The following is a 13,114-nucleotide window of genomic DNA, read 5'->3' on the forward strand; positions in this document are numbered from 1 at the left end:
AACCATCACGTAGCGGCCACCTCTTCCCAAGCCAGGCACGCCGATTGCGTCACAGTCCGCCCGCGTCGCCTGTATAGACAAGTCGGTGCATCAAACCCCACACCCCGCCAGTCCCGTGCGCCTTTGAGGTGCATTGCAGCATGCCCCGGCACCGCAATCGCGCGTCTGTGGGTGGATTCAGGAAGGCGCACTTGCCTGATGACTCAGGTAAACCCCGGGTTTGACTTGTATATACAGCGTTGATAGATTGCGTTCACCCCACGACTGATGGAGCCGACAGCATGAAGCTGCCCCTGCCGTTCCGTTTTGCCGCAGTTGCGTCCACCCTTGCCGCCGCGGCCCTGGCCGCGCCCGCCCATGCCCAGAACACGCCGGTCACCATCGGCATGAGCGGCTGGACCGGCTTTGCGCCGCTGACACTGGCCGACAAGGCAGGCATCTTCAAGAAGCACGGCGTGGACGTGGACATCAAGATGATTCCGCAGAAGGACCGCCACCTGGCGCTGGCCTCGGGGGCCATCCAGTGCGCGGCCACCACCGTGGAAACCCATGTGGCCTGGAATGCCAATGGCGTGCCGATCACGCAGATCGTGCAGCTGGACAAGTCGTACGGCGCCGACGGCCTTGCCGTGCGCGGCGACGTGAAGGCGTTTGCGGACCTCAAGGGCAAGACCATCGGCGTCGACGCGCCGGGCACCGCGCCGTACTTCGGCCTAGCCTGGATGCTGAAGAAGAACGGCATGACGCTCAAGGACGTGAAGCTGACCACGCTGTCGCCGCAGGCGGCCGCGCAGGCGTTCGTGGCGGGGCAGAACGACGGCGCCATGACCTACGAGCCGTACCTGTCGACGGTGCGCGCCAATCCGGACCGCGGCAAGATCCTGGCCACCACGCTCGACTACCCGATGGTGACCGATACGCTCGGCTGCGCGCCGAAATGGCTCAAGGACAATCCCAAGGCCGCCCAGGCGCTGGTCGACAGCTACTTCGAGGCGCTGGAGATGATCCGCAAGGAGCCGGAGAAGTCCAACGACATCATGGGCGCGGCGGTCAAGCAGACTGGCGAGCAGTTCGCGAAGTCGTCGGCCTACCTGCGCTGGCAGGACAAGGCCGCCAACCAGAAATTCTTCTCGGGCGAACTGGCCAGCTTCAGCAAGGAAGCGGCCGACGTGCTCAAGGACATCGGCGTGATCCGCCAGGTGCCCGACGTGACGGCGCTCTATGACGCCCGATACCTCAAGTAAGCCGGAGGCCGTGATGTCGTCGTCCGTCCAAGCTCCCGCCACCGCGCGCCCACCCGCGCCAATCGCCGCCCAGCCGGCGGACCGCGCGCCGCGTGCGCGCCATCCGTGGCTGTCGCCGCTGGTGCCGGTGTCGTCGCAGGCCCGCTGGATCCTGGGCCTGTCGTTCTTCGCAGCGTTCTTTGGCGTCTGGGCCGTGGTCACGCTGGGTGGCTTCGTGCCGCGCACGTTCCTGGCCGATCCGATGACGATGGCGCACGAGGGCTGGCTGCTGTTCACGCAGTACGGCTTCATTGGCGACATCGGCATGACCGTCTGGCGCGTGATCGGCGGCTTCGTGCTGGCGGCGGTGCTGGCCGTGCCGCTGGGCATCTTCATGGGCGCCTACAAGGCGGCCGAGGCGTTCTTTGAGCCGTTCGTGTCGTTCTGCCGCTACCTGCCGGCGTCGGCGTTCATCCCGCTGCTGATCCTGTGGGCCGGCATTGGCGAGACGCAGAAGCTGCTGGTGATCTTCATCGGCTCGTTCTTCCAGATTGTGCTGATGGTGGCGGTCACGGTGGGCGGCGCGCGCAAGGACCTGGTGGAAGCCGCCTATACGCTGGGCGCCACGCCGCGCGGCATCGTGCGCCGCGTGCTGGTGCCGGGCGCCGCGCCGGAGATTGCTGAGACGCTGCGGCTGGTGCTGGGCTGGGCGTGGACGTACGTGATCGTGGCCGAACTGATTGGCTCGTCCTCGGGCATCGGCCACATGATTACCGACAGCCAGGCGCTGCTGAATACCGGGCAGATCATCTTCGGCATCATCGTCATCGGCTGCATCGGGCTGGTGTCCGACCTGGTCTTCAAGCTGGCCAACCAGCGCCTGTTTCCGTGGAGTTCGATCAAATGAGCGCGCTGTCGATCCAGCAGGTGTCCCGTACTTTCGAGAGTCCGCGCGGCGGCAGCACGCAGGCGTTGCTGCCCGTCGACTTCGAGGTGCGCGACAACGATTTTGTGACGATCCTGGGCCCGTCGGGCTGCGGCAAGTCGACGCTGCTGCGCATCGTGGCCGGGCTGGACACCCCCAGCGGCGGCCGCGTGCTGCTCGACGGCCAGCCGGTGGCCGGCCCGGGCGCCGACCGCGGCATGGTGTTCCAGTCGTACACGCTGTTTCCGTGGCTGACCATCGAGCAGAACGTGCGTTTCGGGCTGCGCGAGCGTGGCATGAGCCTGGCCGAGCAAAAGGAACGAAGCGATTTCTTTATCGCCCGCGTCGGGCTGCGCGGCTTCGAGCAGCACTACCCGAAGCAGCTGTCGGGCGGCATGCAGCAGCGCACGGCGATTGCGCGGGCGCTGGCCAACGACCCGAAGATCCTGCTGCTGGACGAGCCGTTCGGCGCGCTGGACAACCAGACGCGCGTGCTGATGCAGGAGCTGCTGCTCGGCATCTGGGAGTCGCACCGCAAGACGGTATTATTCGTCACGCACGATATCGACGAGGCCATTTTCATGGCCAACCGCGTGGCGGTGTTTTCCGCGCGGCCCGGTCGGATCAAGAGCGAGATCGCGGTGGACTTTGTCCATCCGCGCCATTACACGATCAAGACATCGCCAGAGTTCTCCGTGCTCAAGGCGCGGCTTACCGAGGAAATTCGGGCCGAAGCCATGGCATCGGCCGAGCACTGAACCGGCGATCCGGCATTTCGCAACAGGTCATGAATCCGTCCGCCAACCCGGCACCTTCCCCGTCCAACGCTCCGGCCGCGCTGTACCAGCAGGTCAAGGAGTACATCGCGCGCCAGATCCAGAGCGGCGCGTGGCAGCCCGGCGACCGTGTGCCGTCCGAGCAGGAACTGGTGAGCCGCTTCTCGGTGTCGCGCATGACGGTCAACCGGGCGTTGCGCGAGCTGTCGGAGCAGGGCAGGGTGGTGCGCGTGGCCGGCGTGGGCACGTTCGTGGCCGAGCACAAGCCGCAGTCCACGCTGCTGTCGGTGGTCAACCTGCAGGATGAGATCCGCATGCGCGGCCATGACTACGCCTGCGACGTGATCCTGGTGGAGCGTGTGTCGGCGTCGATCGAGGTGGCCGCCGCGCTGGAACTGCGCACGGGCGAATCGGTGTACCACTCCATCTGCATCCACCGCGAAGACGGCTTGCCGGTGCAGCTGGAAGACCGCTACGTGAACCCGCGCGCGGCGCCCGACTTCATCTCGCAGGACTTTGCCGATACGCAGCCGGGCGAGTACCTGCTGCGCAACGTGCCATATGACCAGGTGGAGCACGTGGTCGATGCCATTGCCGCCACGGCCGAGCAGGCCGCGCAGCTGGAGATGCCGCCCACGCAGCCCTGTCTGCTGCTGACCCGCCGCACCTGGACGCATGGCGTTCCTGTCACTTTCGTGCGCTGCCTGCACCCAGGCAACCGGTATCGGCTGGGGAGCCGGTTTCGCGCCGACGGCAATCCCGCCTTCGGCTAGACAGTTTCCCGAGGCCAGTCAAAAGCTGTCCATCGGGTTTATTTTTCGACTAACCTGTATAGACAGGCTCATACAACATAAGACGTACTCAGATGACCAACGATTCCCGCTCCCTCCTGACCCTGAACCCTGGCCACGTTTCGCTGGACGACCTGCGCCGCATCTACCGTGGCGAAGTGCGCCTGGCGATGGCCGAATCGGCCTGGGCCGGCGTTCGTGCCGCGCAGGCCACGGTGCAGGACATCATCGACGCCGACGCCGTGGTCTACGGCATCAACACCGGCTTCGGCAAGCTGGCGCAGTCGCGCATCGCCCACGACAAGCTGGCCGACCTGCAGCGCAACCTGGTGCTGTCGCACAGCGTGGGCACCGGCGCCGACCTGCCGGCCGATACCGTGCGGCTGATCCTGGCGATCAAGGCCGTCAGCCTGGCGCGCGGCCATTCGGGTGTGCGTCCGGAACTGATCGATGCCCTGCTGGCGCTGGCCAACCACGGCGTGTCGCCGTGCATTCCCGCCAAGGGATCGGTGGGCGCCTCGGGCGACCTCGCGCCGCTGGCGCACATGTCCTGCACGCTGATCGGCGTGGGTGACGTGACGATCGACGGCCGCCGCGTGCCGGCCGCACAGGGCCTGGCCCATGCCGGGCTGGACGCCTTCACGCTGGGGCCGAAGGAAGGGCTGGCGCTGCTGAACGGCACGCAGGTGTCCACGGCGCTGGCGCTGGCTGGCCTGTTTGCCGCCGAGGATGCCTTCGCGGCCGGCCTGGTGGCGGGAGCGCTGTCGCTGGAAGCCATCAAGGGATCGGTCAAGCCGTTCGATGCCCGCATCCATGACGCGCGCGGCCAGACGGGCCAGATCGCCGTGGCCAGCGCCGTGCGCGCGATGCTCGACGGCAGCGAGATCGTCGATTCGCACAAGGCGTGCGGGCGCGTGCAGGACCCGTACTCGATCCGATGCCAGCCGCAGGTGATGGGCGCCTGCCTGGACAACCTTGGCCACGCCGCGCGCATCCTGCGCATCGAAGCCAACGCCGCGTCTGACAACCCGCTGGTGTTTGCCGAACAGGGCGACGTGGTGTCCGGCGGCAACTTCCACGCCGAGCCGGTGGCGTTCGCCGCCGACATCATCGCGCTGGCCATCGCCGAGATCGGCGCCATTTCCGAGCGTCGCCTGGCGCTGCTGCTCGATACGGGCCTGTCCGGCCTGCCGCCGTTCCTGGTGCGCGACGGCGGCCTGAACTCGGGCTTCATGATTGCCCAGGTCACGGCCGCGGCGCTGGCATCCGAAAACAAGTCGCTGGCGCATCCGTCCAGCGTGGACAGCCTGCCCACGTCGGCCAACCAGGAAGACCACGTGTCGATGGCCACTTACGGCGCGCGCCGCCTGGGCGACATGGCCGCTAACACGGCCGTGATCGTCGGCATCGAGGCCATGGCCGCCGCGCAGGGCATCGAATTCCACCGCCCGCTGAAGTCGTCGCCGCTGGTGGAGCAGGAACTGGCCCGCATCCGCGCCCGCGTGGCCTTCGTGGAAGCCGACCGCTATCTGGCGCCCGATATCGAGGCGATGAAGCAATGGGTGGTGCAGGGCGACGCCGGCGCGGGCTGGCCCGAGGCCGTGCGGGAGATCCTGCCGACGAACGTAGCCGTTTGACGCGCCAGGGCAAGCACATCCAGAACCGACCAGTCATCAAACATACCGAGACACGCCATGAACGCCAACGAACACCAATTCACCGACACCCCACGCGGCCAGCGCGAGATCCGCGCCCCGCACGGCAGCCAGCTGCACTGCAAGAACTGGCTGATCGAAGCCGCCTACCGGATGATCCAGAACAACCTGGACCCGGACGTGGCCGAGCGCCCGCAAGACCTGGTGGTCTACGGCGGCATCGGCAAGGCCGCGCGCAACTGGGAGTGCTTCGACGCCATCTTGGACAGCCTGCGCCGCCTGGGCGAGGACGAATCGCTGCTGGTGCAGTCGGGCAAGCCGGTGGGTGTGTTCCGTACCCATGCCGATGCGCCGCGCGTGCTGATCGCCAATTCCAACCTGGTGCCGCACTGGGCCACCTGGGACAAGTTCAACGAACTCGATCGCGCCGGCCTGATGATGTACGGCCAGATGACGGCGGGCTCGTGGATCTACATCGGCACGCAGGGCATCGTGCAGGGCACGTTTGAAACGTTCGTGGAAGCCGGCAACCAGCACTTCAACGGCGACCTGACCGGCAAGTGGATTCTGACCGCCGGCCTGGGCGGCATGGGCGGCGCGCAGCCGCTGGCCGGCGTGCTGGCGGGCGCGTGCGTGCTGGCCATCGAATGCCAGGAATCGCGTATCGACTTCCGCATCCGCACGCGCTACCTGGACAAGAAGGCCACCACGCTCGACGAGGCGCTGGCGATGATCGAGGACGCGACCACGAAGGGCCAGGCGATCTCGGTGGGCCTGCTCGGCAACGCCGCCGAGATCGTGCCCGAACTGGCGCGCCGTGCGCAGGCCGGCGGCATGCGTCCGGACATCGTGACCGACCAGACGTCGGCGCACGACGTCATCAACGGCTACCTGCCCGAAGGCTGGTCCGTGGCGCAGTGGGAAGACCTGCGCGTGCGCGACCCCAAGGCCGTGGAAGCCGCCGCGCGCCAGTCGATCGTCAAGCATGTGCAGGCGATGCTGGCCTTCCAGCAGATGGGTGTGCCGACGGTGGACTACGGCAACAACATCCGCCAGGTGGCCTTCGAGGAAGGCGTGAAGAACGCGTTCGATTTCCCGGGCTTCGTGCCGGCGTATATCCGCCCGCTGTTCTGCCGTGGCAAGGGGCCGTTTCGCTGGGTGGCGCTGTCGGGCGATCCCGAGGACATCTACAAGACCGATGCCAAGATGAAGGAGCTGTTTCCGGACGACAAGCCGCTGCACCGCTGGCTGGACATGGCGCGCGACCGCATCGCGTTCCAGGGCCTGCCAGCGCGCATCTGCTGGGTGGGCCTGGACGAACGCCACCGCGCCGGCCTGGCCTTCAACGAGATGGTCAAGAACGGCGAACTCAAGGCGCCGGTGGTGATTGGGCGCGATCACCTGGACTGCGGCTCGGTGGCATCGCCGAATCGTGAAACCGAGGCGATGCGCGATGGCTCCGATGCGGTGTCCGACTGGCCGCTGCTCAACGCGCTGCTGAACACGGCCGGCGGCGCCACGTGGGTCAGCCTGCATCACGGCGGCGGCGTGGGCATGGGCTTCTCGCAGCATTCGGGCGTGGTCATCGTCTGCGACGGCACCGACGCGGCGGCCAAACGGATCGAGCGCGTGCTTTGGAACGATCCGGCCACGGGTGTGATGCGCCATGCCGATGCCGGCTACGACATCGCCATCGACTGCGCTCATGAGAAGGGCCTGAACCTGCCGATGGTGAATCGCCGATGACCGTGACGCGGTTCGCGCTCGATGCCATCGCGCCCACGCCGTGGAAGAACGGCGGCGGCACCACGCGCGAGATTGCCGTGTGGCCGCCGGGCGCCGGCATGGACACGTTCGACTGGCGGATCAGCGTGGCCGACATCGCCACGGACGGGCCGTTCTCGGCCTTTCCGGGCATCGACCGCCAGATCGTGCTGATCGATGGCGCGGGCGTGCATCTGCAGGCCCATGACGATTCGTTCTGCCACAAGCTCGTGCGCGTGGGCGAGCCGTTCGCGTTTTCTGGCGATACGGCTATTCACGCCGCACTGGTCGATGGTCCCACGCGCGACTTCAACGTGATGACGCGCCGTGGCCGCTGCCGCGCTGAAGTCAGATTGATGCGGCAACCGTTCACGGCGGTGCCCGGCGACGCCACCGTGCTGGTACTGGCGCTGCGCGGCGACTGGGATGCCAGCGACAGCCGTAGCGGCGACAGCCAGCACCTGTCGGCGGGCGAGGGCATGCTGATGCCGGCCAGTTCGCCAGCCGTCACGTTGAGCCACACGGCGCTTTCCGCGCTGTGTCTGCGCGTCACCTTGCTTAGGGAGCAGTATCGATGAACTTCCACGACGCGCCTTCTGCCGATGGCGTCTGGCATCACTGCCACCTGCTGCCCGATGCGGACCCCGACCATGCCATCCGCGACGGCGCGATGGTGGTCGAGCACGGCCGCATCGCCTGGCTTGGCGCGCTGACCGACCTGCCGGACAGCTATCGCCACCTCGATCGGCACAATGCCGGTGGGGCGTGGATCACCGCCGGCCTGGTCGACTGCCATACACACCTGGTGTACGGCGGCCAGCGTGCCGACGAATTCGCGATGCGGCTGGCGGGCGCCGGCTACGAGGCAATCGCACGGGCCGGCGGCGGCATTGTGTCGACCGTGCGCGCCACGCGCGAGGCCGACGAAGCCATGCTGTTCGCGCAGGCGGCCGTGCGCCTGGAGGCGCTGCTGGCCGAGGGCGTGACCGCCATCGAGATCAAATCGGGCTATGGGTTGTCGCTCGAAGCCGAGCGCAAGCAGTTGCGCGTGGCGCGCCAGCTGGGCGAAGCCTATGGTGTGACCGTCCATACAACGTTCCTGGGCGCGCATGCGCTGCCGCCCGAGTATGCAGGCCGCGCCGACGACTATATCGACCTGGTTTGCCACACGATGCTGCCCGCGCTGGCCGAGGAAAAGCTGGTCGATGCCGTCGACGCCTTCTGCGAGGGCATCGGATTTTCGCCAGATCAGACCGCTCGCGTGTTCGAGGCCGCCGCGCGCCATGGCCTGCCCGTGAAGCTGCACGCCGAGCAACTGAGCAACCTGGGCGGGGCGGCGCTGGCCGCGCGGCACAAGGCGCTGTCGGCGGATCACCTCGAACACCTGGACGAGGCAGGCGTGATGGCGATGGCCGAAGCCGGCACCGTGGCGGTGCTGCTGCCCGGCGCCTACTATTTCCTGCGGGATACCCATCTGCCGCCGCTGGCGCTGCTGCGCCGCCACGGCGTGCCGATTGCCATTTCCACCGATCACAATCCGGGCACGTCGCCCACCACATCGCTGCTGCTGATGATGAACATGGCCTGTACGCTGTTCCGCATGACGGTGCCGGAGGTGCTGGCCGGCGTGACCACGCACGCGGCGCGCGCGCTCGGTGCGGCGGACCGCCATGGTCGGCTGGCCGTGGGCCGTGTCGCCGATTTCGCGCTGTGGCGCGTGGCGTCGCCCGCCGAGCTGGCCTACTGGTTTGGTCGCAACCCGTGTGCCGGCGTGGTGCGGCAGGGCAAGGTGTTCCGATGAGCGCCGGCCAACTGTTCGCGCACCACGCGCTGCTGCCCGACGGCTGGGCGCGCGACGTGCTGCTGGCCTGGGATGCCAGCGGCGCCTTCACGGCCATCACGCCCGGCGCCACGCCGGCGCCCTCCGTGCCGCAGGCGGCCGGCCCGGTGCTGCCGGGCATGCCGAATCTCCATTCGCACGCGTTCCAGCGTGGCTTTGCCGGGCTGACCGAGTATCGCAGCGTGTCGCCCGACGACGACCCCGCCGGCGGCGACTCGTTCTGGAGCTGGCGCACGCAGATGTACCGCTTTGCGCTGCGCCTGTCGCCCGACGCGCTGGAGGCCATCGCCACGCAGCTTTATATCGAGATGCTGCGCGCCGGCTACACCAGCGTGTGCGAGTTCCACTACGTGCATCACGACCCCGACGGCAAGCCGTATGCCGACCGCGCCGAGATGTCGCTGCGGCTGCTGCGCGCGGCGCAGGCTGCCGGCATCGGCATGACGCTGCTGCCCGTGCTGTACCAGACGGCCGGGTTTGGCGGCAAGCCCGCGCAACACGATCAGCGGCGCTTTCTGAACGACACCGACGCCATGCAGGCGTTGCTGCAGAAGCTGGCGCCGCACTGCACTGCCTACGGCGCGCGGCTGGGCCTGGCGCCCCATTCGCTGCGCGCGGTGCCGCCGCACAGCCTGACGCAGGCCGTTGCCGCGCTGCACGCGATGGACGCCACGGCGCCGGTGCATATCCACATCGCCGAACAGCAGAAGGAAGTGGACGACTGCCTGGCCACCAACGGCGTGCGGCCCGTGGCGTGGCTGCTGGACCATGTGCCGGTGGACCCGCGCTGGTGCCTGGTCCACGCCACGCACATGGACTGGGACGAACGACGGCGGCTGGCCCACAGCGGCGCCGTGGCCGGCATCTGCCCGACCACCGAAGCCAACCTGGGCGATGGCGTGTTCGAGGCCGCGCCGTACCTGGCGCAGCAGGGGTGGTGGGGCATCGGCTCCGACAGCCACGCCAGCGTCAGCGTGGCCGAGGAACTGCGTACGTTTGAGTATGGGCAGCGGCTGGGGCTGCAGCGGCGCAATGTGCTGGCGTCGGACAAGCATCCGCAAGTGGCCGACCGGCTCTGGCTCGAAGCCGTGGCCGGCGGTGCGCGGGCGGCGGCGCGGCCGGTGGCGGGGCTGGCGGCCGGACAGCGTGCCAATTTCCTGGTACTGGACGGCCAGCATCCCACGCTGGCCGGGCTCGACGGGGCCCATGCGCTGGCCACGTACGTGTTCGCCAGCCACGGGCATGAGACACTAGCGGAAGTCCGCACGGGCGGCATGTGCCGCGTGCAGCACGGCGTGCATCCGCTACAAGGGGATGCGGGCCGGTTGTTCGCCGCGTCGCGCGCCCGCCTGCTGGCCGACTGAAGGGTCCCGAACCCGCCCCATACAAAGCAGCCCCGAGACAAGATGTCCTCCTTCACCACCGATATTCCCGCTTTCACGCTGCATCGCGGCACCCGCCCGTTGCTGGTGTCGATGCCGCACGTCGGCACCTACGTGCCCGCCGGCCTTGCCGCGCGCCTGACGCCCGAAGCGCGCACCGTGCCCGACACCGACTGGCACATGGACCGCCTGTACGACTTTGCCCGCGAACTGGGCGCGTCGATCCTGATGGCTACCCACTCGCGCTACGTGGTCGACCTGAATCGTCCGCCCGACAACGCCAACCTGTATCCGGGCCAGGACACCACGGGCCTGTGCCCGGTCGACACCTTCGACAAGACGCCGGTGTACGCCGACGGCGCCAGCGGCCCCGACGACGAGGAAATCGCGCTGCGCCGTGGCGCGGTCTGGCATCCGTATCACAACGCGCTGCAGGACGAACTGAAGCGCCTGCGCGCGGAGCACGGCACCATCGCGCTGTGGGACGCGCATTCGATCCGCTCGGTGCTGCCGCGCTTCTTCGAGGGCAAGCTCACGGACTTCAACCTGGGCTCGGCCGACGGCAAGAGCTGCGATACTGGCCTGGCCGCCGACGTGGTGGAGATCGCCCAGGCGGTGCCGAACCACACGGCCGTGCTCAACGGCCGCTTCAAGGGCGGCTACATCACGCGCCAGTACGGCAACCCGGCCGACGGCGTGCACGCGATCCAGCTGGAACTGACGCAATCGTCGTACATGGAAGAGGTGTACCCGTTCGCGTACGACCCGGCCAAGGCAGCCAACGTGCAGCCGGCCATCCGCCAGATGCTGGAGACGGTGCTGTCCTTCGTGGAAGCCCGCTGATTGTTGATGTTGTGTTTTTCTCCCGGCTCCCATGAATGGGAGAGGGATTGGGGGAGAGGGCGTGGCGGTTCAAATTGTAATTGCCGCATCTTGAGAAGCCCGCCCTCTCCCCCGCCCCTCTCCCGCAAGCAGGAGAGGGGGGAAGGGGCCGATGCAAGCGCTAAAAAACGGCCCGTGGTGGCACTCCGGTGCCACAGACGGGCCGATTTGCTGCGGTGACGCTCCCCTTGTAGTTCGTCGTAATTCCCTTATTTCTTCGTCACGTTCTTGTCCGCCTTGCTACCGGTGGCCTCGTTGTAGCGCCCCACGTAGTCCTCGAACAGCTTGCGGATCGACTTGCCGATCTTCGCGTAGTCCGACTCGTTGAGGTTGGCCAGCGACACCCGACCTGACGGATGGCGCGTGCCGAAGCCACGGCCCGGCAGCAGTACCACGCCCGCTTCCTCGGCCAGCCGGAACAGCAGTTCGGTGGGTTCCGTCGACGCCAGCACCCATTTCACGAACTCGGGCCCCAGGGCCTTGCCGCCGAGCTGTTCGATATCGAGCAGCGTGTAGTAATCCACCACGTTCGGGTCTTCGGCGTCCTCGGGCGCAATGCCGATTTCGCGGAACAGTGCCGCCTTGCGGCTGCGGATCAGGCGCTTCATGGCCTGCTTGTACGCATCGGGCGTGTCCATGAGCGAGAACAACGAGAACAGCACCATCTGCACCTGCTGCGGCGTCGACAGCCCGGCCGTATGGTTCAGCGCCACCGTGCGGCTGTCGGCCACCAGACGGTCGATGAACTTCAGCGTGTCCGGCGTGGTAGTGATCGAGTTGTAGCGCTTGTGCAGCTGCTGGCGCTTGTCCTCTGGCAATTCGGCCAGTTTCTGGTCGAAGATGTTGTCGCGGTGCGTGGCAATTACGCCAAGCCGCCAGCCCGTGGCGCCAAAGTACTTCGAGAACGAATAGACCAGGATCGTGTTGCGCGGGCAGAGCGCGAACAGCGACACGAAGTCGTCGGCGAAGGTGCCGTAGACGTCGTCGGTCAGGATGATCAGGTCGGGCCGCTCCTCGATGATCGACGCCAGGTATTCCAGGCTTTCATCGCTCATCCGCACCGACGGCGGGTTGCTCGGGTTGACCAGGAAGAAGGCCTTGACGCTGGGGTCGCGCAGCTTGTCGAGTTCCTGGTTCGAGTACTGCCAGCGCGACTGCGGATCGGCGTCGATCGACAGCTCCACGAGCTGGAAGTCATTCAGTTCCGGAATCTCGATGTAGGGTGTGAAGATCGGCATGCCCAGCGCGATCTTGTCGCCCGGCTTGAGCAGGTGGTTCTCGCGCATCGAGTTGAACAGGTACGTCATCGCCGCCGTGCCGCCTTCCACGGCAAACAGGTCGAATTCGCCGATGAACGGCTGCTTGCCGATCATCTCCTTGCGGATGTACTGGCCGACGATGACCTCGCTGAGCCGCAGCATGCGGTCCGGCACGGGGTAGCTGCAGGCCAGGATGCCTTCGCACATCTCGTAGAGGAAATCCGCGGCGCTCAGGCCCAGCTGGTCGCGTACGTACGACACGGCGCCGGCCAGGAACTTCACGCCGGGTACGTCGTGGTTCTCGCGCGCAAACAGGTTGAAGCGTTCCTCGATGCCCTCGCGGCGCGGAAAGCCGCCGACGCCTTCGGGCATGTACTGGAACGATCGTTCCGACTCGCGCATCGAAAAAAGTCCAAGTTGCCAGAACCCGTGGCGCGGCACGGTGGCCAGGAAGTTGGGATTGCCGCGGCCGGCGTTCAGCATCAGGCGGTTGGCGTCGCTGCTGGCCAGCTTGATCAGCTCGTCCTTCAACTCGAATGGCGACAGGCTGGACAGCGTGGACAGATCCGGTTTGCTCATGGCGTTGCTCCGTTGAAGAATGCGATCAATTGGGGAAG

Annotated in this window: 11 protein-coding genes; 10 read left to right on the plus strand and 1 reads right to left on the minus strand. The window is 67.1% G+C overall.

Annotated elements, in window-relative coordinates; all coding sequences use genetic code 11:
- Positions 1 to 281 precede the first annotated feature (281 nt).
- The 10 genes from CYJ10_RS07120 (at position 282) to hutG (ending at position 11,199) form a co-directional block, all read left to right on the plus strand.
- The gene (locus CYJ10_RS07120; protein ID WP_101680798.1) at positions 282 to 1,244 is read left to right on the plus strand and encodes an ABC transporter substrate-binding protein; all 963 of its coding nucleotides are present in this window, start codon (positions 282 to 284) and stop codon (positions 1,242 to 1,244) included.
- Between the two features lie 13 nt (positions 1,245 to 1,257).
- A complete protein-coding gene (locus CYJ10_RS07125; RefSeq protein ID WP_101680799.1) occupies positions 1,258 to 2,130 on the plus strand; it encodes an ABC transporter permease in 873 nt (290 codons plus the stop codon).
- On the plus strand, positions 2,127 to 2,906 hold the full coding sequence (locus CYJ10_RS07130; RefSeq protein WP_101680800.1) for an ABC transporter ATP-binding protein: 780 nt from the start codon (positions 2,127 to 2,129) through the stop codon (positions 2,904 to 2,906). Before CYJ10_RS07125 ends, CYJ10_RS07130 begins: the two co-directional genes overlap by 4 nt.
- Before the next feature lie 29 nt (positions 2,907 to 2,935).
- Complete coding sequence (gene hutC / locus CYJ10_RS07135; RefSeq protein ID WP_101680801.1) at positions 2,936 to 3,697, plus strand: histidine utilization repressor; 762 nt, start codon at positions 2,936 to 2,938, stop codon at positions 3,695 to 3,697.
- A gap of 92 nt (positions 3,698 to 3,789) precedes the next feature.
- Positions 3,790 to 5,352: a histidine ammonia-lyase gene (gene hutH, locus CYJ10_RS07140; RefSeq protein WP_101680802.1), complete on the plus strand. Its 1,563-nt coding sequence runs from the start codon at positions 3,790 to 3,792 to the stop codon at positions 5,350 to 5,352.
- 57 nt (positions 5,353 to 5,409) lie between these two features.
- Positions 5,410 to 7,116 (plus strand): urocanate hydratase, encoded by a 1,707-nt coding sequence (gene hutU, locus CYJ10_RS07145; protein ID WP_101680803.1) that lies wholly within the window; start codon positions 5,410 to 5,412, stop codon positions 7,114 to 7,116.
- Positions 7,113 to 7,712, plus strand: a complete 600-nt coding sequence (locus CYJ10_RS07150) for a HutD/Ves family protein (protein ID WP_101680804.1) — start codon at positions 7,113 to 7,115, stop codon at positions 7,710 to 7,712. Before hutU ends, CYJ10_RS07150 begins: the two co-directional genes overlap by 4 nt.
- Positions 7,709 to 8,935, plus strand: a complete 1,227-nt coding sequence (hutI, locus tag CYJ10_RS07155; protein WP_101680805.1) for an imidazolonepropionase — start codon at positions 7,709 to 7,711, stop codon at positions 8,933 to 8,935. The genes CYJ10_RS07150 and hutI overlap by 4 nt, the downstream gene beginning before the upstream one ends.
- Entirely contained in the window at positions 8,932 to 10,338 is a 1,407-nt protein-coding gene (locus CYJ10_RS07160) for a formimidoylglutamate deiminase (protein ID WP_101680806.1), read from the plus strand. The genes hutI and CYJ10_RS07160 overlap by 4 nt, the downstream gene beginning before the upstream one ends.
- A gap of 42 nt (positions 10,339 to 10,380) precedes the next feature.
- A complete protein-coding gene (gene hutG, locus CYJ10_RS07165) occupies positions 10,381 to 11,199 on the plus strand; it encodes an N-formylglutamate deformylase (protein ID WP_101680807.1) in 819 nt (272 codons plus the stop codon).
- Positions 11,200 to 11,447: 248 nt separating this feature from the next.
- Here hutG and CYJ10_RS07170 read toward each other — a convergent pair whose 3' ends face one another.
- Positions 11,448 to 13,076, minus strand: a complete 1,629-nt coding sequence (locus tag CYJ10_RS07170; RefSeq protein WP_101680808.1) for a bifunctional aspartate transaminase/aspartate 4-decarboxylase — start codon at positions 13,074 to 13,076, stop codon at positions 11,448 to 11,450.
- Positions 13,077 to 13,114 lie beyond the last annotated feature (38 nt).

Origin of the sequence: Cupriavidus pauculus (assembly GCF_002858765.1) — a bacterium.
Classification (GTDB): Bacteria; Pseudomonadota; Gammaproteobacteria; order Burkholderiales; family Burkholderiaceae; genus Cupriavidus; species Cupriavidus pauculus_B.

Coding starts and splice junctions, on each gene's coding strand:
- CYJ10_RS07120 (WP_101680798.1), top strand. CDS start 282: ATGAAGCTGCCCCTGCCGTTCCGTTTTGCCGCAGTTGCGTCCACCCTT.
- CYJ10_RS07125 (WP_101680799.1), top strand. CDS start 1,258: ATGTCGTCGTCCGTCCAAGCTCCCGCCACCGCGCGCCCACCCGCGCCA.
- CYJ10_RS07130 (WP_101680800.1), top strand. CDS start 2,127: ATGAGCGCGCTGTCGATCCAGCAGGTGTCCCGTACTTTCGAGAGTCCG.
- hutC (WP_101680801.1), top strand. CDS start 2,936: ATGAATCCGTCCGCCAACCCGGCACCTTCCCCGTCCAACGCTCCGGCC.
- hutH (WP_101680802.1), top strand. CDS start 3,790: ATGACCAACGATTCCCGCTCCCTCCTGACCCTGAACCCTGGCCACGTT.
- hutU (WP_101680803.1), top strand. CDS start 5,410: ATGAACGCCAACGAACACCAATTCACCGACACCCCACGCGGCCAGCGC.
- CYJ10_RS07150 (WP_101680804.1), top strand. CDS start 7,113: ATGACCGTGACGCGGTTCGCGCTCGATGCCATCGCGCCCACGCCGTGG.
- hutI (WP_101680805.1), top strand. CDS start 7,709: ATGAACTTCCACGACGCGCCTTCTGCCGATGGCGTCTGGCATCACTGC.
- CYJ10_RS07160 (WP_101680806.1), top strand. CDS start 8,932: ATGAGCGCCGGCCAACTGTTCGCGCACCACGCGCTGCTGCCCGACGGC.
- hutG (WP_101680807.1), top strand. CDS start 10,381: ATGTCCTCCTTCACCACCGATATTCCCGCTTTCACGCTGCATCGCGGC.
- CYJ10_RS07170 (WP_101680808.1), bottom strand. CDS start 13,076: ATGAGCAAACCGGATCTGTCCACGCTGTCCAGCCTGTCGCCATTCGAG.